Origin of the sequence: Microbacterium hydrocarbonoxydans, from assembly GCF_011752045.1 — a bacterium.
Taxonomy (GTDB): domain Bacteria; phylum Actinomycetota; class Actinomycetes; order Actinomycetales; family Microbacteriaceae; genus Microbacterium.
On record NZ_JAAKXW010000001.1, the window covers coordinates 1,382,836 to 1,404,410 of the forward strand.

Below are 21,575 nucleotides of genomic sequence, written 5' to 3' on the forward strand. Positions count from 1 at the left end.
GTTCCGTTCTACCAGCCAGCCGCGAGCGCATCCACGGATCGGTAGTCCCTGGATGCGCCGACGGCGCTGCGGGAGCGTGGAAGGGAGATCAGAGGAGAGCATCATGGCACGCACGGACATCGACATCACCGTCCCATCCCTGACGGGCACCAGAGCGGTCATCACCGGCGCGAGCGACGGCATCGGCACGGGCATCGCCGCGCGCCTCGCCGCCGCGGGGGCGGAGGTGATCATGCCGGTGCGCAACCGGGACAAGGGCGAGGCGGCGATCGCCCGCATCCGCCGGACGGTGCCGGCGGCCGCGCTCTCGCTGCGCGACCTGGACCTGTCCTCGCTGGACTCCGTCGCGGACCTGGGCTCCGCGCTGCGCGCCGAGGGCGACCCGATCGGCATCCTCATCGCGAACGCGGGCGTGATGACGCCGCCGGAGCGGCAGACCACGATCGACGGCTTCGAGCTGCAGCTCGGCGCCAACCACCTCGGCCATTTCGCCCTCGTCGGGCAGCTCCTCCCGCTGCTGATCGACGGCCGGGCACGCGTGACCTCGCAGATCAGCGTCGCGGCTCGCACGGGGACCGTGGACGAGGACGATCCGAACAGCGAGCGCTCCTACGACGGGATGCGCGCGTATCGGCAGTCGAAGATCGCCCTAGGACTCTTCGGCCTGGAGCTCGACCGGCGCAGCCGCGCGGAGGGGTGGGGCATCACCAGCACCCTCTCCCACCCCGGAGTCGCTCCCACGAGCCTGCTGGCCGCTCGACCCGAGCTCGGGCGGGAGACCCAGACGCGCAGCAGGAGGGTGATCGGGGCGCTGTCCCGGCGCGGCATCCTCTTCGGCACCGCCGAGAGCGCAGGCCTTCCCGCCGTGTACGCGGCGACCTCTCCGGATGCCCGCGGCGGCGGCTTCTACGGCCCGAGCGGGCCCGGTCGCCTCGGCGGCAGGCCGGGACCGCAGAGGCTCTACCGGCCGCTGCGGGATGCGGATGCCGCAGCGAGGGTGTGGCGGCTGTCGGAACAGCTCACCGGCGCCCGGGTCGCCGTCTGATCGCCACGGACGGCTTCCCGACGATGTCGCGCCGTCCTAGTCGCAGCCGCAGCCGCCGGCCGGGGTCTTCACCATGAAGCACACGTCGCAGACGCCGTAGTCGCGCTCCTCCGGCTTCGGGGCGCGGGGGGCGGCCGCCGCCCGAGGCGCCGCCGTGCGCGGGGCGGACGGACGCTTGGCGCGAGCCGGAGTCTCCGGGAGGAACTCGCTGGGGTGCGTCACGTAGAAGTACGGCGGACGCCCCTCGCTGGGCTTCAGCCGCTGCGGACGGGAGCCGACGACGACGAGCTCGTCCTCGGTGAAGCCGTTCGTGTAGGTGCGGCCGATGTGCAGGGATGCGCCTTCGCCGCGGCGGATGGCCTCGATGTACCGGCCGCGGTCGATGTAGGAGGAGATGCCGACGGCATCCATGATCGCGGCGATGAACTCATGGTTCGATTCGTTGATGCGGTGCGCGCGCAGAGCCTCTGCGAGGGATCGGTACGGACGGGAGGTGCCGGTGGGGGTCGGGCCCTGGACTTCGTTCATCCCTTCCATGATCTCATCCCCGGCCGGGCGTGGAAGACTGGCCGCATGGCTCGCGCGACGATCATCGGCTCCGGCCCGAACGGCCTGACGTCCGCGGTCGCGCTCGCGAGGGCCGGCTACGAGGTCCGGGTGCTCGAAGCCGCGGACACGATCGGCGGCGGCGTCCGCACGGCCGAGTCCACGCTCCCCGGCTTCCGGCACGACGTCTGCTCCGCGGTGCATCCCGCCGCCCTCGCCTCGCCGTTCTTCCAGGCGTTCGGACTCGGAAGCCTGATCGAGTGGATCCGTCCCGAGATCTCCTACGCGCATCCTCTCGACGGCGGCAGGGCGGGCATCGCCTGGCGGGACATCGACCGCACCGCCGCGAGCCTCGGCGACGACGAGCGCGCCTGGCTCGCCCTGCTCCGCCCCCTGAGCGCGCACATCGACGGAGTGGTCGACTTCACCGGGAATCAGCTGCTGCGCCTCCCCCGCGAACCCGTCACGGCCATCCGGTACGCCCTCCGGATGCTGGAGCAGGGCACCCCGCTCGCGCGCCGCGCCTTCCGCACCGAGGAGGGCGCGGCCCTGCTCTCCGGGGTGCTCGCGCACGCGAACACCCCGCTCCCCTCGCTCGCCGGTGCGGCCGCCGGCCTGCTGCTCGCCGCGCTCGGGCACGCCGGCGGCTGGATGTATCCGCGCGGAGGCGCGCAGCGCATCGCCGACGCCCTCCTCGCCGATCTGGAGGCCCACGGGGGCGTCGCGGTGACGGATGCCGGCGTCGCCGACCTCTCCGCCCTCGACTGGGGCGACCCCGCCCGCGGCGATCTGCTGCTGCTGAACACGTCGCCGAGGCTCGCCCTCACCCACCCGGACATCCCGGCCGGCTACGCCCGCGCCCTCCGGTCGTACCGCTACGGCCCCGCGGCCGCGAAGGTCGACTTCGCACTCGACGGCCCGGTGCCCTGGGCGAACGCCGACGTCGCCGAGGCGCCGACGGTGCACCTCGGCGGCACGCGTGAGGAGGTCTGGGCGAGCGAGAACGCCGTCGCCCGCGGACGCGTGACCGACCGCCCCTACGTGCTCGCCGTGCAGCCGTCGGTGTTCGACCCGAGCCGCGCGCCGGAGGGCAAGGCGGTGCTGTGGGCGTACATCCACGTGCCGCCGGGTTCCGATCTCGACCCGACCGATCTCGTCACCCGGCAGGTCGAGCGGTTCGCGCCCGGGTTCCGCGACCGGATCCTCGCGCACCACGCCGTGCCGGCATCCGCCCGCGAGGCGATCAACCCCTCCGAGATCGGCGGAGACGTGCTCGGCGGCTCCTTCACGATCAGGCAGGCGCTCCGCAGGCCGACCCTCGGCCCCGCCCCCTGGCGCACGCCCATGCGCGGGGTGTACCTCGCCTCCGCGTCGACCCCTCCCGGACCCGGCGTCAACGGCATGGCCGGCTGGCATGCCGCGCGGACGGCGCTGAAGGACGCCGGCATCCGGGCGTCGCTCGACGAGCTGTTCTGACCCGCCCCCTTCCCTGGTCCTCGAGACCCCGGGCTCCCGCCGAGACCCCGGCGTATCGACGTCGGCAGGACGGGGTCTCGACGACAGGACGGGGTCTCGACGACATGAGGCCGCCTTCCCTCCTCCACTCGGCGCCGCCAGGATGGGACCATGCGCTACGACATCCCCGCGCCCATGCTGGCCAAGGCCGCGGCATCCGTCCCCGATCCGTCGAAGACATCGGGCGGCCTGCTGTATGAACCGAAGTGGGACGGCTTCCGCGGTCTGATCGCCTGGGACGGCGAGACGGTCGAGATCGGCTCGCGCGGGGCGAAGCCGCTGACGCGGTACTTCCCCGAGCTCGTGGAGGCGATCCCCGCGCTCCTCCCCGGTCCCTGCCTCCTCGACGGTGAGATCGTCGTCGCGACAGGACCCGCGGGCGCGCAGCGGCTGGACTGGGAAGCGCTGAGCCAGCGCATCCACCCCGCCGCCTCCCGCGTCGCGAAGCTCGCGGTCGAGACGCCCGCGATGTTCATCGCGTTCGACCTGCTCGCCGCGGGCGACGAGGATCTGCAGGCCGCCCCTTTCGCCGCGCGCCGCGAGCGCCTGGAGGCGCTGCTGTCCGGCGTCGGGCACCCGCTGCATCTCACCCGGACCACTCGTGACCGCGAGGCCGCGGTGCGCTGGCTCGAGGAGTTCGAGGGGGCGGGACTGGACGGGGTCGTCGCGAAGCCGCTCGATCAGCCGTACGCGCCGGGCAAGCGGACGCTGTTCAAGATCAAGCACGCGCGCACCGCCGACGTCGTGGCCCTCGGCTACCGCATCCACAAGTCCGGCTCCGGGGTGGGCTCCCTCCTGGTGGGCCTGTACGGCTCGGACGGCGTGCTGCGCCAGGTCGGCGGCGTCGCCGCATGGAGCGACGCGCGCAGGCAGGAGCTCGTCGAGGAGCTCGCACCGCTGGTGGAGCGCGACGAATCGGGGGCCGCCGTCACCGGCGAGGGCGAGCGCTCGCGCTTCTCGGGTGCGAAGGACGTGTCGTTCGTGCGGCTGCGCCCCGAGCGGGTGCTCGAGGTGCGCTACGACCAGCTGGAGGGCATGCGGTTCCGGCACACCGTGCAGTTCGAGCGCTGGCGCCCCGACCGCGACGCGCGCACCTGCACCTACGACCAGCTCGAGACGGTGGCCGGCTACGACCTCGCAGACGTCCTGAGCTGAGCCCGTTCAGCCCGCCACCGGGTTGCCGTCCTCGTCCCAGTTCTCGGCGACCTTCTTGCTGGGCTGCACGCGCGGCGGCTCCCCCGGCATCTTCGGGAACTCCGGGGGGAACGGCAGCTCCCCCAGTCCGTTCGCCTTGTCGCGCTCCCACCACTCCAGCAGCGTGTCGATCCGGCCCGGGGCGTCCTGCTTCCCGGCCCACGGGTCGCCGATGTCCGCGAGTCGCTTCGGCACCGTGCGCACCGTGAACTGCGCAGGGTCGAGCCCGTCGAGCTCCTCCCAGTGCACCGGTGTCGACACGGTCGCGGCGGGGAGGGCGCGCGGGCTGTAGGCGCCCGCCATGGTGCGGTCGCGGTTGGCCTGGTTGAAGTCGATGAAGATCCGCTCTCCGCGCTCCTCCTTCCACCAGTTCATCGTCACCCGGTCCGGCATCCGGCGCTCCAGCTCGCGGCCGGCGGCGATCACCGCGTGGCGGACGTCGAGGAACTCGTGCGTCGGCTCGATCGGCGCGAAGACGTGCAGGCCGCGGTTGCCGCTGGTCTTCACGAACGCCTCGAGACCGACCTCCCGCAGCACCTCGCGCAGGGCGTGGGCCGCAGGGACCGCGTCGGCGAAGTCGGTGCCCGGCTGCGGGTCGAGGTCGATGCGCAGCTCGACAGGGTTGTCGGGGTCGCTCGCGAGCGACGCCCACGGGTGGAACACGATCGTGTTCATCTGCGCGGCCCACACGATCGCACTCGGCCGGTTCAGGACGATCTGCGGATGCTGCCGCCCGCTGTTGTACGTCACCATCACGGCATCGACGTAGTCGGGGGTGCCGGCGGGCGGGTTCTTGGAGAAGAAGCCGCCCTTCGCGATGCCGTCGCGGAAGCGCTCGAGCGACACCGGCCGGTTGCCGTTCGCCTCGAGGAAGGGACCGCTGACGAGCTGGAAGTACTCCGCGAGCTCGGCCTTGGTGATTCCGGGCACCGGCCAGACGGCCTTGTCCGGGCTGGAGAGCACGACCTCGCGCTCTCCGTCGGGGTCGACGACGGTCAGGGTCACTCGTTCGGAGGCCATGCTCCGACCCTAGGGCGCGTGCTCGCCGCGCGGAACCCCGGACGCGCCGCGACCACGCCGCTGCGGTCGGTCGCTGCTGTCAGTCGCTGCCGTCGCCGAGGCGCACGGCGAGGACGAGCACCGGGGCCAGGGCGTCGCGTTCCACGACGAGGGTCGGGCCGGCGGGGTCGACGACGACGCCGGCCATCTCGGTGTGACTGGAGAGCACCTTCGCGAGCTGCTCGGGCTCGAAGGGCAGCGGGCGGTCGCCGCGTCCCAGTGCGAGCACCTCGAGCGGGTGCGAGAACAGCTGGAGGAACCTCTTGCCGTCGGGGGTCTGCGCCTCGGCGATGCCGACCTGACCGGTGCCCGATCCGTCGTTCACCGCCACCCACATGCGCTTGCGCGCGAGAGCCTCGCCGACCTTCGAGGTCGTGTCCTGCGCGCGCGGGGCAGCGAGGAGCGACTTGACCGTCATCTCGGCGTCGGCCTGCTCGACCGCCTTCTGCAGCAGCTCCGTGGGGAACACCACCCGGTGCGGCGCCGAGGCGTTGTCGACGATGAGCCCGGCGAACTCTCCGGCGACGACCTGCTGGAACACGGAGGTCGCCGGCTGCGCGACCGCCGAGGTGGCGGTGGGGTCGCTCTCGAGCTGCACCGAGTCGCGGACGGCGCCCGCGGAGCTGAACGCGAGCATGAACTGCCGATCGCCGTCGCGGACGACGGCCACGGCGAGCGGCTTGCCCTCGCTGATCTGCGCGCGGGCGTCGCCGTTCACGCGGATGTACAGGTGACCCTGGAGCGCCTGGCGGAGCACGCCCAGCAGCTGCTCGTTGGACGCCCCCTGTTCGATCTGCTTGAGCGCCTCGCGCAGCAGGACGTTGTCCTTCATCCCCGCGACGGTCTCCGTCTGCGCGGGGGGCAGGGCGGGGGCGAGCGGGAGTCGGCGCTCCTCCGGCTGGGCCGGTGCGGGCGCAGGCGCCGCGGCGTTCACCGGCGCCGCGGGGGGCTGCGGCTTCGCGTCGGGGTCGGGCAGCGTGATCGCGGGGCCTGCCTGAGCGCCGACGCCGCGGAAGGCCTGCACGGAGATGCTGACGGCCGGAGCCGGCTCCGTCGTCTCGGGCTCCGCGGCGACCGGAGTCTCGCTCTCCGGCTCCGTGAGGGCGGATGCCGGCGTGACGACGTCGTCAGCGGACTTCTTGCGGCGGGAGAACAGGGCCATATGAGCCAGCCTAACCCTCGCCGGCGTCAGTGCTCACAGCATCGGGGCGTCAGATCTTCTCGATCGGCGCGACCTTGATGAGGAGCTTCTTCTGCCCGGCCGAGTCGAACCGGACGTGGGCGATGCGCTTGGCGCCCTCGCCGGTCACGGCATCCACGCGTCCCTCGCCGAAGTCGACGTGACGGATGCGGTCGCCCGCGGCCAGCTCGAGGTCGCCGTTGTCGCGCATCTTCGCCGTGACGCGGTTGGGGATCTTGTCCATCGCGGTCGAGAGCGGCTTGAGCTGATCACGCCCGGGCAGCGGCTTGACCGCGAACCGGTCGCCTGAGCCGGAACCGCCGCCGAAGCCGCCCGCGCGCCGCGCGTTGAGCGCGCGCGACTGCATGCCGCCGCGGGAGTTCACATCTCCCGGGGACTGGCGCCAGTCGATGAGCCCGGACGGGATCTCCTGCAGGAACCGGCTCGGCATCGCGACGGAGACCTCGCCGAACTGCGCCCTGGTCATCGCGAGCGACAGGTGCAGGCGCTTGCGCGCCCTGGTGATGCCGACGTAGAACAGCCGGCGCTCCTCCTGAGGACCGCCGGGCTCCCCCGCCGAGATGCGGTGCGGGATGAGGTCCTCCTCGACGCCGGTCACGAAGACGGCGTCGTACTCGAGCCCCTTGGCGGTGTGCATGGTCATCAGGGAGACCGCGCCGGACTCGTCATCCAGGTCGTCGGCGTCGGAGACGAGGGCGACCTCGGTGAGGAAGTCGACGATCGTGCCCTCGGGGTTGTTGCGCGCGAAGTCGCGGGCCACGGCGACGAACTCGTCGAGGTTCTCCACGCGGGCCTCGTCCTGCGGGTCCCGGCTGGCGCGCAGCGCGTCGAGGTAGCCGCTCTTCGACAGCAGCAGGCTCAGGCCGTCTGCCACGGTGGTCGGCGCCGGCACCTCGCCGGAGGAGGGCAGCATGATCTCGGTCGCCTCGGCGAGCACGGCGTCGAGCTGGGCGATCGCGGCCTGGATCTTCGGACCGAACCCGAGTTCGGCAGGCACCGACAGCGCCTGGCGGAACGTGATCCCGTGCTCCTCGGCGAAGCGGGCGATCGCCGTCTCGGTCACGTCGCCGATCCCGCGTCGCGGTTTGTTGAGGATGCGTCGGACGGCCATCTCGTCGGCCGGGTTCGCGACGGCGACGAGGTAGGCGAGGGCGTCCTTGATCTCGGCGCGCTCGTAGAACTTCGTGCCGCCCATGATCTTGTACGGCACTGCGGAGCGGATGAAGATCTCCTCCAGCGCGCGGGACTGCGAGTTGGTCCGGTAGAAGACCGCCATCTCGGAGTACGGCATGCCGGCGCGGCGCAGCGCCTCGACCTCGTCGGCGACGAACTGCGCCTCGTCGTGCTGCGAGTAGCCGGTGAAGCCGACGATCCTGTCGCCGTCGCCCTTGTCGCTCCAGAGCTTCTTGTCCTTGCGGTCGAAGTTGTTGCCGATCACGGCGTTCGCCGCCGAGAGGATGTTCTGGGTCGACCGGTAGTTCTGCTCGAGGAGCACGACCCTGGCGCCGGGGAAGTCGCGCTCGAACTCGCTGATGTTGCGGATGTCGGCGCCGCGGAAGGCGTAGATGGACTGGTCGGAGTCGCCGACGACCGTGAGCGATGCCGCCTCCAGCGCGGGTGCCGTCTCCGGCTCGAAGATCATCATTCCGTTCGAGGCATACGGGTCCGGGGCGTCGGCGGACACCGGTCGCGTCAGCTCATGGATGAGCGCGTACTGAGCGTGGTTGGTGTCCTGGTACTCGTCGACGAGGATGTGCCGGAACCGGCGGCGGTAGGTGTCCGCCACCTGCGGGAAGGCCCGGAACAGGTACACGGTCTGTCCGATGAGGTCGTCGAAGTCGAAGGCGTTGGCCTTCTGCAGCTGCCGCTGGTAATCGGCGAACAGCTCGACGAAGATGCGCTCAGCGGGGTCGGACATGTTGGCCTGGCGGGCGTAGCCCTCGGCATCCGACAGCTCGTTCTTGAGCTTCGAGATGCGGGACTGCACGGATGCCGGGGTCAGCCCGTAGGCGTCGGCCTCGTGCTCCTTGACCAGCCGCTTGATGAGCGCGCGCGAGTCGCCGGAGTCGTAGATGGTGAAGGACTTCGTGAACCCGAACTGCTCCGCCTCGCGCCGGAGGATGCGCACGCAGGCGGAGTGGAAGGTGGAGATCCACATGCCGCGTGCGGCGTCGCCGACGATCGCCTCCACGCGCTCGCGCATCTCGCCGGCCGCCTTGTTGGTGAAGGTGATCGCGAGGATCTGGCTCGGCCACGCCTCGCGGGCGCGCAGCAGCGAGGCGATCCGGCGGGTGAGCACGCTGGTCTTGCCTGAGCCCGCTCCCGCCACGATGAGCAGCGCCGGGCCGCGATAGGTCACGGCCTCCAGCTGCTGAGGGTTGAGGCCGGCGAGGAGGTCGTCCTGGCCCTGACCCCCCGTGGAACGAGGGCCGACGGATCCGGGGACGATGAGGGGAGCTTCGGTCATGACCTTAGAAGTCTAGGCCGCCCCGGGGACACCGCAGACGGCGCTCCCCTGCCGCCGCGGCAGCGGGCGCTCAGGCGATGCGGGTTCCCGGAGGAAGCCGTCTCGCCGGCGTGCGCGTGCGCGCCCACGCGCCGGCGAACAGGCCCGCGGCGACGACGACCTGCACGCCCAGTCCGACGAACCAGCTCGGCACCGAGGAGTCGAGGATCTCCCGGGGCGTGCGGTAGTCGTCCGGCGTCGACGTCGTGTCGCAAGCGTCCCAGATCTGCGGCTGCGGCGGCTGCTGGGCGCTGCGCACGCCGAGCTTGATCTGGCCGAACATGTCGACCGGATAGCCGTCGGGGGAGAACTCGGTCGGAGTCGCGTCAGCGAGCACGACGAACGGGTTGGCGGCCAGCGTCCACCAGACGAGGTCGAAGCGCGGCACCTCGTACGTCTGCGTGTCCCAGCGGTCGCAGACGGGTTGGCCGTTCGCATCGAACGGACGCTGCTGAGAGGTCACGTCGGTGCGCACGGCCAGGCCGCCGAGCGCGAACACGATGAGCGTGCCGATCACGAACGCCGCGACCACGAGGTACGTCGAGGCGACCGAGAAGAGGGGACGGGCGATGAGTCCGCTCAGTCCCACCCCGATCGCGGCGACGATGACGATCTCCGCCATCAGCACGAGCAGGGAGACCGCGAGGACCACGGGGTTCGCCCCGCCTCCGAGCAGTCCCACCGCGAGGAACGGCAGCGCCACGACGAGGAAGGCGCCGCCGGTCGCGACGGCCGCGACGAGCTTGCCGAGCATGATGTCGCCGGTCGAGACCGCGGTGACCTGCACGGCCGCGAGGGTCGCCGCGTCGCGGTCGCCGTTGATCGCGTTGCCGCTGAGCGTGGGCGAGACGAGAACCACGAGCAGGAGCACCATGTTCACGACGATGGAGAACACCCCGGCGCCGACGAACTCGCCCCAGGAGTAGACGGCGAAGGCGAGCCCGGTGACGCCGAGCAGCACCAGGGCGAAGACGCCGAGCAGGATGTACCAGCCGACGCTGCGCAGGCGCTGGGTCAGCTCGAGGCGGGCGATGATCCCGATGCTGGAGATGCTCATGCTCCGGCCTCCGTCCCGCTCGGGGCCTCAGGTGGCGGTGGCGGGGAGGCCGCCGCCTGCGGCGGTGCGACCGCCGACGGATGCAGGTTGAGGAACGTGTGCTCGAGCGCGCTCTGCGCGGGGGCGAACTCGGAGACGGCGAGCCCCGCGGCGACGAGGGCCTGCAGTCCCCCGGATGCCGCGGCCTCGCTCTCGAAGCCGACCAGCACCGCCCCGCGGTCGGCGCCGAGCGCCTCGGGCGGGACGCCGAGAGCTGAGGCGACCTGCCAGGCGTCCGCGCTCTGCCGCGCGGCATCCGCCCCGACCAGCCGGATCCGCCATGCGCGCATCATCGCCTGCGCCGGGGCGGTGTCGACGACGGCGCCGGCGACGAGGAAGACCGCATCGTCGACGACCTCCTCGAGCTCGGAGAGGATGTGGCTGGAGATGAGCACCGTCCGCCCCTCCGCGGCGAAGCGCCGCAGCAGCACGCGCAGCTGGATGCGCGCCTCGGGGTCGAGGCCGGAGGCCGGCTCGTCGAGCAGCAGCACCTGCGGGTCGTGCACGAGCGCCCGGGCGAGACCCAGCTTCTGCTTCTGACCGCGGGAGAGGACCTTTGCCGGCGCGTCGGCGAGCTCGGCGAGTCCGACGACGCGGAGCAGCTCCTCGGCCCGCGCCGCGGCGTCCGCCCGCGGGATGCCGTACAGCCGTGCCGTCGTCGCCATGGTCTCGCGGGCGGTGAGCGAGGGCCACGCCCCGAGCGCGTCCGGCATCCAGCCGAGCAGCCGGCGTGCGGAGAGCGGGTCGTTCACGGGGTCGACGCCGCCGATGCTGATCGAGCCCTCGTCGGGAGCGAGCAGGGAGGCGAGCATCAGCAGCAGCGTGGTCTTGCCTGCGCCGTTCGGCCCGACCAGGCCCGTGACCCGGCCCGGTGCGGCGCGCAGCGTCGCCGAGCGCACGGCCTGGACGGCCCCGAAGGACCTGCTGACGTTCTCGACGACGATTCCGGTCATGCGGTCAGTCTCGCACCGGGGCGCCGCGTTTCCGCGCAGGCGGACGCGGATGCTCAGCCGACACGCAGGCTCGCAGGTCGGAGGTGCGAGAATCGAGCCGTGCGCACGATCCTCAACGTCATCTGGCTGATCTTCGCCGGCTTCGGGCTGTTCCTCGGCTATGTCCTCGCCGGCGTCCTGCTCTGCATCCCGATCGTGACCATCCCCTGGGCCATCGCCTCGTTCCGGATCGCCCGCTACTCGCTCTGGCCGTTCGGGCGGGAGATCGTCAGCAAGCCGACCGCGGGCGTCGGCTCCTTCCTCGGCAACGTGCTCTGGGTGATCCTCGCCGGGTGGTGGCTCGCGATCGGGCACATCGTCTCCGGCATCGCGCTGTGCATCACCATCATCGGCATCCCGATGGGCATCGCCGACTTCAAGCTCGTGCCGGTGTCGCTGATGCCGCTGGGCAAGGAGATCGTGTCCACCCGCGAGGGCGCGTTCGACCGCTCGCTCTGAGCCGCGCCTAGACTGGCGCGGATGGATGCCGACCGCCTGATCGCCTGGGACGACGAGCTGCGCAGAGCGCACACCCGGCTGCGGGCTGCGCTGGAGACCACCCGTGAGGCGCTCGCCTCCGGCACGGACGCACCGCAGGCCGCCTCGGACCTGCTGCTGTTCTGCATCGGCTTCTGCTCCGCCCTCGACGGCCATCACCGCAGCGAGGACCGTGCGCTCTTCCCGGCGCTGCGGACGGAGCATCCGGAGCTCGGCGGGGTGATCGACAAGCTCATGCAGGATCACTCGATGCTCTCACACCTGCTCGGCGGACTCCGTCACGCCGTGGAGAGCGGCGAGAGCCGGGACTCGATCGAGCGCCACCTCGACGGGGTCGGCGCGATCATGGAGTCGCATTTCCGCTTCGAGGAGCGCGAGATCCTCGCCCCGCTGCGAGCACTCACCCTCGCGGGCGCGGTCCAGGACGCCCTCGGACCGCTCTGATCCGGCTCCGGTCGCAGTTCGGCACGGTCCGGCGGCGGAACACCCGCACGAAGTGCGACCGGAACCGCGATCGAAGCGCGTCAGCCGCGGAAGAACCCGACGCCGAGATCGGGATGGTCGACGAAGACGCCGTCGACGCCGGTGCGGGCGATCACGCCCCACTCGGCCTCGTAGTCGCCGTAGGCGCCCTTGCCCCCGGCCCCGCGGAACTCCGCGGAGAGGAAGGCGTTCTCGGGGCGCGCCGTCCAGGTGAACACCTTGAGCCCCCTGGCGTGCGCGTCCGCGACGATCGTGTTGCCCTTCGCGAGCAGCATCCGCTTGTTCACGCTGATGCCGTCGACCTTGCCGACGAGGCCGTCCAGACCCTTCGGCGTCACCGTCGCCTTGTACGAGAGCGCCTGCTTGCCCTGTGCGACGAGGAGGTCGTAGGGGCGACCCGATGCCTCGATGAGGTAGATGTACGACGCGACGATGCCGCGGGCCTTCAGATCGCCGAGGATGCTCGACTCGAAGCACTCGACGATGAGGGGCAGCTCTCCGTCCGCCCAGCCCGCCGCGCGGAGGTCCCGTTCGATGAGGGGCGCGAGGTCCAGGCCGATGCTCGCGAAGTACGTCGCATGCTTCACCTCGAGGACCACGCCGATCTCCCTGCCGTGCTCGTGCGAGCCCGCCCGCACGATGTCGAGGACGTCGACGAGGCGCAGGATGGCCTGAGCGCCGTCGAAGCTCGCGCTGGAGAGGCGCACCTCCGGCAGCCGCTCGCGGCTGCGCAGGGTCGACAGCTCCGCCCACGTGAAGTCCTCGGTGAACCAGCCGGTCAGCGCCTGGCCGTCGACCCGCTTGGTCGTCTTGCGGTCGGCGAACTCCGGATGCTCGGCCACATCCGTCGTGCCGGAGATCTCGTTCTCGTGCCGCACGACGAGGACGCCGTCCTTCGTCGCCACGACATCGGGCTCGACGGCATCAACCCCCATCGCGAGCGCGAGTTCGTAGGAGGAGCGACTGTGCTCCGGCCGATAGCCGGGGGCACCGCGGTGCCCGATCACGAGCGGGGATTTCCTGGGCACGCTCACAGCGTAGAACACCCCCGCGTCCGCACCGCGCGGGTATCGTGGAGGAAAGCGACTTCGACCCTCTTTGGAGTGAGGCCCACCATGAGCAACTTCGCATTCAACAATCCGGCGTTCCAGCAGCAGGACCCGCGCAACGTCGCGACCTACCCGGGCGGACCGCAGGCGGCTCAGGGTGCGCAGACCGCCTCGTTCCAGCACGCGGGCATGGACGCCGCCGTCAACGCGCAGCTGGAGGGCATGTACGCCGCTCCCCCGGCCGGCGCGATCGAGACCGACCGGATGACGGTCGAGGACACGGTCTGGAAGACCGCAGGCCTGTTCGGCATCCTCCTCGTCACCGCGGCGATCGGCTGGGTGTGGACCCTCGGCGGACTGAGCGTGAACCCGTACCAGGGCGTCTCGATGCTGCCGTGGATCATCGGCGCCCTCGGCAGCTTCGTGCTGGCGATGGTCGTCTCGTTCACCTCGCGCAAGAAGGTGCGCCCGGTGCTGATCTTCGCCTACGCGGCCTTCGAGGGACTCTTCGTCGGCGGGATCTCGGCGTTCTTCGAGATGCTCTGGCCCGGCATCGTCATCCAGGCGACGCTGGCCACCGTCTCGGTCGTGGCCGTCACCCTGGCCCTCTTCGCGAACGGCAAGATCCGCGCCTCGGCGAAGGCCACGAAGATCTTCATGATCGCGATGGTCGGCTACCTGGTCTTCTCGCTGCTGAACCTCGTCCTGATGTGGACGGGCGTCCTGCCGCAGGGTCAGGCGTTCGGCCTGTACAGCGCGGAGATCATGGGCATCCCGCTCGGCCTGATCATCGGCATCCTCGTGGTGCTCATGGCCGCCTACTCGCTGGTCCTCGACTTCGACCAGGTCCAGCAGGGCGTGCGCAACGGCGCTCCCCGCGTCTACGGCTGGCTCGGCGCCTTCGGCATCATGGTCACGGTCGTCTGGCTGTACGTCGAGATCCTGCGGATCATCGCGATCCTCCGCGGCAACGACTGACCCCGAGCAGCACCGCACAAGGCCCGCCTCCCTCGTGGAGGCGGGCCTTTGCCATACTCGCGGGCCTCAGCGCAAGGGCCTGTGCTTCAGGAACGGGAACCGCCAGAGTGGCACACACGAAGCCCTGCCACCGCGGGGCTCCTGACACAAAGGAGCTGACTCATGAGTTTCCTCGCCTTCCTTCTGCTCGGCCTCATCGCCGGAGCCATCGCCAAGCTGATCCTCCCGGGACGCCAGGGCGGAGGCTGGTTCGTCACTCTGCTCCTCGGCGTCGTCGGCGCACTGCTCGGCGGCTGGCTCGGCAGCGTGATCTTCGGCGCGAACCTCCAGGAGTTCTGGAGCCTGCAGACCTGGCTCCTCGCGATCGGCGGCTCGATCGTCGTCCTCCTGATCTACGGCCTGATCGTCGGCCGTGGCGACCGGGTCCGCAGCTGACCGCTCGCGCAGAGACCGCACACGTCCGTCCCCTTCGGCGCCCTCCGGTTCCGAAGGGGACGGGCCCGTTTCAGCGTCCGGCGGCCTTGGCCTCGAGAAGCGCTCGTTCGCGGTCGTTCCCGGCGAGCGCGGCCGCGGCCGCGAACTCGCTCCGCGCCTCCTCCGTGCGCCCCAGACGCAGAAGCATCTCTCCGCGGGTCGCCGGCAGCAGGTGATAACCGCGGAGCGCCCCGGATTCCGCGAGGCGGTCGATGATGCGCAGGGCGGATGCAGGGCCGGTCGCCATCGCCACAGCCACGGCGCGGTTCAGCTCGATCACCGGTGACGGCGCGATGCGCCCCAGCGCCTCGTAGAGCAGGACGATGCGCTCCCAGTCCGTCTCCTCCACGGATGCCGCCACGGCATGGCACTCGGCGATCGCCGCCTGGAGCCCGTAGGAGCCCCGGCCCGTGCCGAGCGCATCCGCCCTGGCGAGGGCGGCGCGCCCGCGCGCGATCCGGCTGCGATCCCAGCGACGGCGGTCCTGATCGCCGAGCAGCACCGGGTCGCCGTTCGCGTCCACGCGGGCGGCGAAGCGCGCCGCCGTGAGCTCCATGAGAGCGAGCAGGCTGTGCACGTCTCGCTCTCGCGGCATGAGCGCCGCCAGCACGCGCGTGAGCCTGATGGCCTCGAGGCTGAGTTCCGGGCGCATCCAGTCCGGACCGCTCGACGCCGCATGCCCCTCGTTGAAGATCAGGTAGAGCACGCCGAGGATCGCGCCGAGGCGTTCGCCGTGCTCCTCGCGCGGAGGCATCTCGAACGGCACGTTCGCGGCTGCGAGCGTCTTCTTGGCGCGCACGATGCGCTGCTGCACGGTCGCGGTCGGCACGAGGAAGGCGCGGGCGATCTCCTCGCTGGAGAGGCCTCCGACGACCCGCAGGGTCAGCGCCACCTGCGCCTCTCTGGAGAGCACGGGGTGGCAGGAGATGAAGATCAGCCGCAGCACGTCGTCGTCGACGGCATCCGGGTCCCAGGGCGTCGCCTCGGCCTGCTCGGCCTGCTCGCGCTCGAGGTCGTGCGCGAGCACGGCGATGCGGTCGTCCAGGCGCTCCCGCCGTCGCCAGCCGTCGATCGCCTTGCGCTTGGCCACGGCCGTGAGCCACGCCGCGCCGTTGCGCGGCACGCCCTCCACCGGCCACTGGGAGAGGGCGTCGACGAGGGCCTCCTGGGCGAGGTCCTCGGCGAGTCCGAAGTCGCCGACCATCCGGGTGAGCGTCGCGACGATCTTGGCGGACTCGATGCGCCACACGGCGGCGACGGCGCGCTCCGCCGCTCCCCTGCCGGGGGCGGAGCGCGCCGTCTCGCTCGGGAGGATGTCGCTCATCTCACTGCTGGGCGCGCTGCGCCTGCTCCTCGCGCCAGCCCTCTTCCTTCTGGATCCACTCGTTGTCGGCCGGGAAGTCCTCCGGTCCCGTCACTCGGCGGACCTCGAGGTAGGAACCGGGTCCGAGCGGGGCGCGGCTCGCCCACTCCGCGGCCTCCTCGCGCGTGGACACCTCGATGATCCAGAAGCCGTTGAACAGCTCCTTGGTCTCCCCGTAGGGGCCGTCGGTGATCAGCGGCTTCTCGGCACTGAAGTCGACGACGAAGCCCTCGGCGGCATCCGTGAGGCCCTCGCCGGCGAGAAGGACGCCGGCCTTCATCATGGACTCGTTGTACGCGCCCATGGCGGCGATGACCTCCTCGAACGGCATCTCCTTGTAGGCCTCGACGGCCTCGTCGTTCGAGCGCATGATCAGCATGTACTTCATGGTGTGTCTCCTTGGTGGTGAAGGCCGTCTCTCGACCCTCTCATTGAAGACGTCGAACGGGAACGTCCGGGATCGACATGCGCGCAGAAAAAAACTTCGGAGGATTCTTCGCGAGCCGCCCCTAGACTCGCTCCGTGACCGCCGCCGAACTCGCCGACAGCATCCGCCTGGCCCTCCGTGAGATCGCGGATCCGTCACTCGCCCCGGCGCAGCAGACGTACATGAAGTCGACGATGCCGTACCTCGGCGTGAAGCTGCCGGTGCTGCGGGCGGCGCTGCGGCCGCTCACGAGGGGCGTGACGGATGCCGACGTGCTGCGCGAGGCCGCGACGATGCTCTGGCGGGAGGCGACGCACCGTGAGGAGCGCTATGCGGCCACGGCGCTGCTGGCGCTGAAGCCGCTGCGCGGCCGGCTCGACCTGCTCAACCTGCACGAGGAGTTCATCCGCACCGGCGCCTGGTGGGACCACGTCGACGAGGTGTCGGCGCGGATCACCGAGGTGCTGCGGAACCACCCCGTGGAGGTCACGCAGCTGATGCTGAGGTGGACCGCCGACGATGATCTCTGGATCCGCCGGTCGAGCATCATCTCGCAGCTGAAGCAAAAGGAGGCGACCGATCTCGAGCTGCTGACGATCGCGATCGAGTCGAACATCGAGGACACGGAGTTCTTCATCCGCAAGGCGATCGGCTGGGCGCTGCGCGAGTACGCGAAGACGGATGCCGAATGGGTCCGCGCCTTCGTCGCCGCGCACCCCGATCTCAGCGGGCTCTCCCGCCGGGAAGCGCTCAAGCACCTCTCCTGACCCGCCGAGACCCCGTCTTGACGTCGAGACCCCGTCGTACCTGCGCAGGTACGACGGGGTCTCGGCGACAGCCGGGGTGTCAGCGCGTCAGACGCGTCACTCCCACTCGATGGTCCCCGGCGGCTTGGAGGTCACGTCCAGGACGACGCGGTTGACGTCGCGCACCCCGTTGGTGATGCGGTTCGAGATCTTCGAGAGCACGTCGTAGGGCAGGCGCGTCCAGTCGGCGGTCATCGCGTCCTCGCTGGACACGGGACGCAGCACGATCGGGTGGCCGTAGGTGCGGCCGTCGCCCTGGACGCCGACCGAGCGGACATCGGCGAGCAGCACGACCGGGCACTGCCAGATCTCCTGGTCGAGGCCGGCCTTGGTGAGCTCCTCACGGGCGATGGCGTCGGCTTCGCGGAGGATCTCCAGCCGGTCGCGGGTCACCTCTCCGATGATGCGGATGCCGAGGCCGGGGCCGGGGAACGGCTGGCGGCCGACGATCGCCTCGGGGATGCCGAGCTCGCGGCCGATCGCACGGACCTCGTCCTTGAACAGGGCGCGCAGCGGCTCGACGAGCTCGAAGTCGAGGTCGTCGGGCAGACCGCCGACGTTGTGGTGCGACTTGATGTTCGCGGTGCCCGCGCCGCCGCCGGACTCGACGACGTCGGGGTACAGGGTGCCCTGCACGAGGAACTTGACCGGGGCGCCGCCCGTGGCCTTCGCCTCCTCGACGAGGTCGCGCTGCACCTTCTCGAACGCGCGGATGAACTCGCGGCCGATAATCTTGCGCTTCTCCTCAGGGTCGGTGACCCCCTTGAGGTGCCCGAGGAACGTGTCTGCGGCGTCGACCGTGATGAGACGGACGCCGGTGGACTCGACGTAATCCTTCTCGACCTGCTCGCGCTCGCCCTTGCGGAGGAGTCCGTGGTCGACGAAGACCGCGGTGAGCTGATCGCCGATGGCACGGTGCACGAGTGCGGTGGAGACGGCGGAGTCGACGCCGCCGGATAGGGCGGAGATGACGCGCGCGTCGCCGACCTGCTCGCGGATGCGCTCGATCTGCTCGGCGATCACGTTGCCGCTGTTCCAGTCGGAGGCGAGGCCTGCACCGCGGTGCAGGAAGTTCTCGATGATCGCCTGGCCGTGGTCGGAGTGCTTCACCTCGGGGTGCCACTGCACGCCGTAGAGCCTGCGCTCCTCGTTCGCGAAGGCGGCGACCTTCGTGGCGTCGGTGGTGGCGAGCACCTCGAAGCCCTCCGGGGCCTTCGCGACCTGGTCGCCGTGGCTCATCCACACGTTCTGCTCCACCGGCTGTCCGGCGAGCAGCGAGCTCTGGTTGTCGGGGATGTGCGCGTCGGTCGCACCGTACTCGCGCAGCCCGGTGTTCGCGACCTCGCCGCCCAGCGTCTGCGCCATGTACTGGAAGCCGTAGCAGATGCCGAGGGTCGGCACGCCGAGGTCGAAGACGGCCGGGTCCAGCTTCGGGGCGCCGTCCTCGTACACCGAGGAGGGACCGCCGGAGAGGATCAGCGCCACCGGGTTCTTCGCCGCGATCTCCTCGGCCGTGGCGGTGTGCGGCACGATCTCGCTGTACACGCCGGCCTCGCGCACGCGCCGGGCGATCAGCTGCGCGTACTGCGCGCCGAAGTCGACGACGAGCGCCGGACGCTGCTGAGTCTCTGTTTGTTCGGTCAACGGACACCTTCCGTGGCGGGAGCGGAGACCTCGGCGGCCTCTCGTGTGGCGAGGTAGGCCTTGACGTCGCGGGCGACGACGGCCTCCATGAAGAACGACAGCAGCGGGATGACGCCGCCGAGTGCGAGCAGGATGAAGCGCAGGAACGGCCAGCGCATGAGGCTCCACATCCGGAAGCACGCGAAGAGGTAGACGACGTAGAACCAGCCGTGCGCGACGAGGATCGCGAGCGACAGGTTGATGCCGTCACCGGTGGATTCGAGGCCCTCGGGCCCTTCGACGACCGGGGCGAACCAGAGCGGCCCGCCGGAACCGCCTGCGAAGAGCTCGAGGTGGATCGGCGTGTACTTCAGCACCATCTCCGCGACCAGGAGGAGCAGCATGACTCCGGTGATGATCGACGCGACCTGGTAGAACTTCAGCGCACCGCGGATCGCCGGAAAGCTGGCGACTTTCGGTTCGGGCATGTCCCCAGTCTAGTCGCCGGCGGACGGGCGCCTCTCCGGCGTCACGGGGCGGGCGGCCTCGCCACAAGCACCTCCCCCGCGCCGCTGACCGACAGTGCCCCCGCCGCGTGCGGCACCAGCAGCGTCGTCCCCGCGCTGACGCGTTCGCCGCCGATCGTCACCTCGCCGCGAATCACGACGACGATCGCGAAACCTGCGTCGATCCTGGCCTCGCCGTCGACCGGCAAACGGTCGAGCCGGAAGTACTCATCGGCAGCCTCGGGGAAGGCCGACCCCGAGGCGGGTGCCGCGCGCACCAGCGCCCCCATCTCGTCGGCCGCCCGTCCACGCGTGTTCACCCCGGCGAGCGCGACATCGAAGCCGAGGCCCAGGTGCCCGACAGCTGCGCCGTCGATCGCGAACCCCTTCCACTCCAGCAGGATCGACAGGTCCTCGGGTTGCTGGAGCTCGAGGAGCAGAACGCCCGCCCCGATCGCATGCAGCTCTCCCGGCGGCACCCAGACCGCGTCCCCGGGCTTCACCTCGCACTCGTGGAGGAGCCCCAGGAGCCTCGGTGCGTCCTGCCGCGCGACGAGGCCAGCCAGCTCGACAGTGTCCGTGTCCCGCCGCAACCCCACATGGACGGTGCCGCCCTGCAGGATGTACCAGGCCTCAGCCTTACCGTGCGCGGTGTTCAGGTGGGCCGCTGCGAAGTCGTCGTGCGGATGCGCGTGCACGGGCAGCCGCTGCCCGGCGTCGAGGAGCTTCACGAGAAGCCTCACATCCGAGCCCCAGCGTCCGGCGTGCTCCTCGCCCAGCCATGCGACCGGGTCCGCCTCGACAGCCTCCCGGAGCAGACGGCCGTCCGGCAGCCGGGTGAGGCCGGAGTCCGCCTCTCCGTTGATCGTGGTGGTCGAGCCCACCCAGTCCTCGGGCTCGCGGGGCGCATCTGCGGACTCGCCGCGGAACGCGCTGATGCGCGAACCACCGCGGTAGAAGCGCTCCGGCGGCCGGTTCGACGGCAGGACCAGCGGCTTCATCCGCTCTCCGCTTCGCCGAAGGATCCGGCGAGGAAGCCGCCGACGAAGGTGTCCCCCAGGCCGACGGTGGTGGGGTGCGCGACGTCGAGCGCGAACGCCGCCACCCCCACCGCATCGCCGAGTTCCGCCACGACTGCTTCGATCAGCGCCGCGCCCGCTGCGTGCCGTGGCATCTCGTCGGTCTCCGCGACGTCGGCTGCCGTGAGCCGATCGCCGACGCGGTAACGCGTCGCAGCCACTCTGACCGCGCTCTCGATCGCCGCGTGGTGGCGCCGGGCGCCCTCCCCGACCGCGATCGCCCAGTAGCGCGTGTGCACCACCAGCGCCACGGCGGGGATGATAGACCGGACCTCGTTGAGCGCTCGCCGCACGTCGTGCGCATCGAGGAGGTTCACCGACCGACCGATGTACTCCTGCAGCTCGTCCTCGTTCATCCCGTACACGTCGATCCGGCCGAGCAGTCGCGCCCGCACGGTTTCGGCGAACTCCAGGCTGTAGAAGCCGGCGTCCTCGTAGTACACAAGTGCACCGCGGGGCAGCGCTCGCATCGCCCGCGCCAGCTCCACGAGCCGGCGTTCGAGCAGGTCATGGTCCTGCATGGTGTTGAACCCGGAGACGAGGAAGGCGTCAGCCTGGGCGAGCTCCTGGGCGAGGTCGGCGGCGAGCGGCATCGATCTGTTCGGCGGGTCGTTCGCGAAGATCAGCCGATTCGGCGCGGGCGCGAGCACGTCGCCGTCGGTCAGCCGGACCATCGCGCCCGCCGGATACTGCACAATGAGATGCGGATCGAGCGTGTCCTCGCGCGCCGCTGTCACGTAGGAGATCGAGTCGGGCAAAAGCCGGCGCACGTTGTCGTCGATGCTCACGAGATGCTGGGTGCTCGGGATGCCGAGGGCATCCAGGACGAGCCCCGCCCGAACGCCCGTCCCGCCGAGGGTGATCGCGTAATCGAAGTGCGACACGAACGACTGGATCACGGCCGATGAGGCTACGAACCGCTCCGCTCCCGCTCCAGACGCGAGGAACGACACGATCGCGACGAGCAGCGACCGTTCGTCGATGATCGGCGCCGTGGTGGTGAGCTCGTGCCGTCTCACTCCGTGTGCATGCGCGAGACGATCGAGCACGGCCGAGTCCCATGACAGCTCGTAGTCGACGGTGCCGCCGAGTCCGAGCACGAGCTTCCTGTCCACGTCGCCGATCATTCTCCGAG

At 70.8% G+C, this 21,575-nt stretch carries 21 protein-coding genes; 8 read left to right on the plus strand and 13 right to left on the minus strand.

Annotated elements, in window-relative coordinates; translation table 11 throughout:
* Window positions 1–103: 103 nt before the first annotated feature.
* Complete coding sequence (locus tag G6G98_RS06485) at window positions 104–1,045, plus strand: SDR family oxidoreductase (protein ID WP_164233080.1); 942 nt, start codon at window positions 104–106, stop codon at window positions 1,043–1,045.
* Window positions 1,046–1,081: 36 nt separating this feature from the next.
* On the opposite strand, the gene G6G98_RS06490 is transcribed toward G6G98_RS06485, so the two are convergent.
* Entirely contained in the window at window positions 1,082–1,573 is a 492-nt protein-coding gene (locus G6G98_RS06490) for a hypothetical protein (RefSeq protein ID WP_067349636.1), read from the minus strand.
* Window positions 1,574–1,618: 45 nt separating this feature from the next.
* On the opposite strand from G6G98_RS06490, the gene G6G98_RS06495 reads away from it, so the two are divergent.
* Entirely contained in the window at window positions 1,619–3,067 is a 1,449-nt protein-coding gene (locus G6G98_RS06495; protein ID WP_164233078.1) for a phytoene desaturase family protein, read from the plus strand.
* Window positions 3,068–3,217: 150 nt separating this feature from the next.
* Entirely contained in the window at window positions 3,218–4,261 is a 1,044-nt protein-coding gene (locus tag G6G98_RS06500; RefSeq protein WP_067349630.1) for an ATP-dependent DNA ligase, read from the plus strand.
* A 6-nt stretch (window positions 4,262–4,267) separates the two neighbouring features.
* Here the strand turns inward: G6G98_RS06500 and ligD are convergent, their stop codons facing one another.
* The 5 genes from ligD to G6G98_RS06525 form a co-directional block, all read right to left on the minus strand.
* Window positions 4,268–5,320 (minus strand): non-homologous end-joining DNA ligase, encoded by a 1,053-nt coding sequence (ligD, locus tag G6G98_RS06505; protein WP_067349627.1) that lies wholly within the window; start codon window positions 5,318–5,320, stop codon window positions 4,268–4,270.
* A 79-nt stretch (window positions 5,321–5,399) separates the two neighbouring features.
* On the minus strand, window positions 5,400–6,521 hold the full coding sequence (locus G6G98_RS06510) for an SseB family protein (RefSeq protein WP_164233076.1): 1,122 nt from the start codon (window positions 6,519–6,521) through the stop codon (window positions 5,400–5,402).
* Window positions 6,522–6,570: 49 nt separating this feature from the next.
* Entirely contained in the window at window positions 6,571–9,027 is a 2,457-nt protein-coding gene (locus G6G98_RS06515) for an ATP-dependent helicase (protein WP_164233074.1), read from the minus strand.
* A gap of 70 nt (window positions 9,028–9,097) precedes the next feature.
* The gene (locus G6G98_RS06520; RefSeq protein ID WP_067349619.1) at window positions 9,098–10,123 is read right to left on the minus strand and encodes an ABC transporter permease; all 1,026 of its coding nucleotides are present in this window, start codon (window positions 10,121–10,123) and stop codon (window positions 9,098–9,100) included.
* Window positions 10,120–11,115 carry an ABC transporter ATP-binding protein gene (locus tag G6G98_RS06525; protein ID WP_164233072.1) on the minus strand — a complete coding sequence of 332 codons (996 nt, stop codon included), beginning with the start codon at window positions 11,113–11,115 and terminating at the stop codon, window positions 10,120–10,122. The genes G6G98_RS06520 and G6G98_RS06525 overlap by 4 nt, the downstream gene beginning before the upstream one ends.
* 99 nt (window positions 11,116–11,214) lie before the next feature.
* Between G6G98_RS06525 and G6G98_RS06530 the strand changes: the two genes are divergently transcribed.
* Together G6G98_RS06530 and G6G98_RS06535 are read left to right on the plus strand one after the other, a co-directional pair.
* On the plus strand, window positions 11,215–11,613 hold the full coding sequence (locus tag G6G98_RS06530; RefSeq protein ID WP_067349616.1) for a YccF domain-containing protein: 399 nt from the start codon (window positions 11,215–11,217) through the stop codon (window positions 11,611–11,613).
* A gap of 21 nt (window positions 11,614–11,634) precedes the next feature.
* Window positions 11,635–12,096, plus strand: coding sequence for a hemerythrin domain-containing protein (locus G6G98_RS06535; RefSeq protein WP_164233070.1), 462 nt, complete (start codon window positions 11,635–11,637; stop codon window positions 12,094–12,096).
* An 80-nt stretch (window positions 12,097–12,176) separates the two neighbouring features.
* On the opposite strand, the gene G6G98_RS06540 is transcribed toward G6G98_RS06535, so the two are convergent.
* Window positions 12,177–13,163, minus strand: coding sequence for a glycerophosphodiester phosphodiesterase family protein (locus G6G98_RS06540; protein ID WP_164233068.1), 987 nt, complete (start codon window positions 13,161–13,163; stop codon window positions 12,177–12,179).
* A gap of 87 nt (window positions 13,164–13,250) precedes the next feature.
* On the opposite strand from G6G98_RS06540, the gene G6G98_RS06545 reads away from it, so the two are divergent.
* Entirely contained in the window at window positions 13,251–14,162 is a 912-nt protein-coding gene (locus G6G98_RS06545) for a Bax inhibitor-1/YccA family protein (RefSeq protein WP_164233066.1), read from the plus strand.
* Between the two features lie 162 nt (window positions 14,163–14,324).
* Window positions 14,325–14,597, plus strand: a complete 273-nt coding sequence (locus tag G6G98_RS06550; RefSeq protein WP_067349605.1) for a GlsB/YeaQ/YmgE family stress response membrane protein — start codon at window positions 14,325–14,327, stop codon at window positions 14,595–14,597.
* Window positions 14,598–14,667: 70 nt separating this feature from the next.
* On the opposite strand, the gene G6G98_RS06555 is transcribed toward G6G98_RS06550, so the two are convergent.
* Complete coding sequence (locus G6G98_RS06555) at window positions 14,668–15,960, minus strand: RNA polymerase sigma factor (protein ID WP_164233064.1); 1,293 nt, start codon at window positions 15,958–15,960, stop codon at window positions 14,668–14,670.
* A 1-nt stretch (window position 15,961) separates the two neighbouring features.
* Window positions 15,962–16,387 carry a YciI family protein gene (locus G6G98_RS06560; protein ID WP_067349600.1) on the minus strand — a complete coding sequence of 142 codons (426 nt, stop codon included), beginning with the start codon at window positions 16,385–16,387 and terminating at the stop codon, window positions 15,962–15,964.
* Between the two features lie 134 nt (window positions 16,388–16,521).
* Here G6G98_RS06560 and G6G98_RS06565 point away from each other — a divergent pair, with 134 nt between their 5' ends.
* Entirely contained in the window at window positions 16,522–17,193 is a 672-nt protein-coding gene (locus G6G98_RS06565; protein ID WP_164233062.1) for a DNA alkylation repair protein, read from the plus strand.
* 96 nt (window positions 17,194–17,289) lie between these two features.
* On the opposite strand, the gene guaA is transcribed toward G6G98_RS06565, so the two are convergent.
* The 4 genes from guaA to G6G98_RS06585 are packed head-to-tail and all read right to left on the minus strand — an operon-like array spanning window position 17,290 to window position 21,555.
* Window positions 17,290–18,876: a glutamine-hydrolyzing GMP synthase gene (gene guaA / locus G6G98_RS06570; protein ID WP_067349592.1), complete on the minus strand. Its 1,587-nt coding sequence runs from the start codon at window positions 18,874–18,876 to the stop codon at window positions 17,290–17,292.
* Window positions 18,873–19,343, minus strand: coding sequence for a DUF3817 domain-containing protein (locus G6G98_RS06575; protein ID WP_164233060.1), 471 nt, complete (start codon window positions 19,341–19,343; stop codon window positions 18,873–18,875). The genes guaA and G6G98_RS06575 overlap by 4 nt, the downstream gene beginning before the upstream one ends.
* Before the next feature lie 41 nt (window positions 19,344–19,384).
* Complete coding sequence (locus tag G6G98_RS06580) at window positions 19,385–20,362, minus strand: class I mannose-6-phosphate isomerase (RefSeq protein ID WP_067349585.1); 978 nt, start codon at window positions 20,360–20,362, stop codon at window positions 19,385–19,387.
* Window positions 20,359–21,555, minus strand: coding sequence for an ADP-dependent glucokinase/phosphofructokinase (locus G6G98_RS06585; RefSeq protein ID WP_164233058.1), 1,197 nt, complete (start codon window positions 21,553–21,555; stop codon window positions 20,359–20,361). Before G6G98_RS06585 ends, G6G98_RS06580 begins: the two co-directional genes overlap by 4 nt.
* Between the last annotated feature and the right edge of the window lie 20 nt (window positions 21,556–21,575).

Coding starts and splice junctions, on each gene's coding strand:
- G6G98_RS06520 (WP_067349619.1), bottom strand. CDS start 10,123: ATGAGCATCTCCAGCATCGGGATCATCGCCCGCCTCGAGCTGACCCAG.
- G6G98_RS06490 (WP_067349636.1), bottom strand. CDS start 1,573: ATGAACGAAGTCCAGGGCCCGACCCCCACCGGCACCTCCCGTCCGTAC.
- G6G98_RS06545 (WP_164233066.1), top strand. CDS start 13,251: ATGAGCAACTTCGCATTCAACAATCCGGCGTTCCAGCAGCAGGACCCG.
- G6G98_RS06525 (WP_164233072.1), bottom strand. CDS start 11,115: ATGACCGGAATCGTCGTCGAGAACGTCAGCAGGTCCTTCGGGGCCGTC.
- G6G98_RS06555 (WP_164233064.1), bottom strand. CDS start 15,960: ATGAGCGACATCCTCCCGAGCGAGACGGCGCGCTCCGCCCCCGGCAGG.
- G6G98_RS06580 (WP_067349585.1), bottom strand. CDS start 20,362: ATGAAGCCGCTGGTCCTGCCGTCGAACCGGCCGCCGGAGCGCTTCTAC.
- G6G98_RS06535 (WP_164233070.1), top strand. CDS start 11,635: ATGGATGCCGACCGCCTGATCGCCTGGGACGACGAGCTGCGCAGAGCG.
- G6G98_RS06515 (WP_164233074.1), bottom strand. CDS start 9,027: ATGACCGAAGCTCCCCTCATCGTCCCCGGATCCGTCGGCCCTCGTTCC.
- G6G98_RS06485 (WP_164233080.1), top strand. CDS start 104: ATGGCACGCACGGACATCGACATCACCGTCCCATCCCTGACGGGCACC.
- G6G98_RS06495 (WP_164233078.1), top strand. CDS start 1,619: ATGGCTCGCGCGACGATCATCGGCTCCGGCCCGAACGGCCTGACGTCC.
- ligD (WP_067349627.1), bottom strand. CDS start 5,320: ATGGCCTCCGAACGAGTGACCCTGACCGTCGTCGACCCCGACGGAGAG.
- G6G98_RS06510 (WP_164233076.1), bottom strand. CDS start 6,521: ATGGCCCTGTTCTCCCGCCGCAAGAAGTCCGCTGACGACGTCGTCACG.
- G6G98_RS06560 (WP_067349600.1), bottom strand. CDS start 16,387: ATGAAGTACATGCTGATCATGCGCTCGAACGACGAGGCCGTCGAGGCC.
- G6G98_RS06575 (WP_164233060.1), bottom strand. CDS start 19,343: ATGCCCGAACCGAAAGTCGCCAGCTTTCCGGCGATCCGCGGTGCGCTG.
- G6G98_RS06500 (WP_067349630.1), top strand. CDS start 3,218: ATGCGCTACGACATCCCCGCGCCCATGCTGGCCAAGGCCGCGGCATCC.
- G6G98_RS06550 (WP_067349605.1), top strand. CDS start 14,325: ATGAGTTTCCTCGCCTTCCTTCTGCTCGGCCTCATCGCCGGAGCCATC.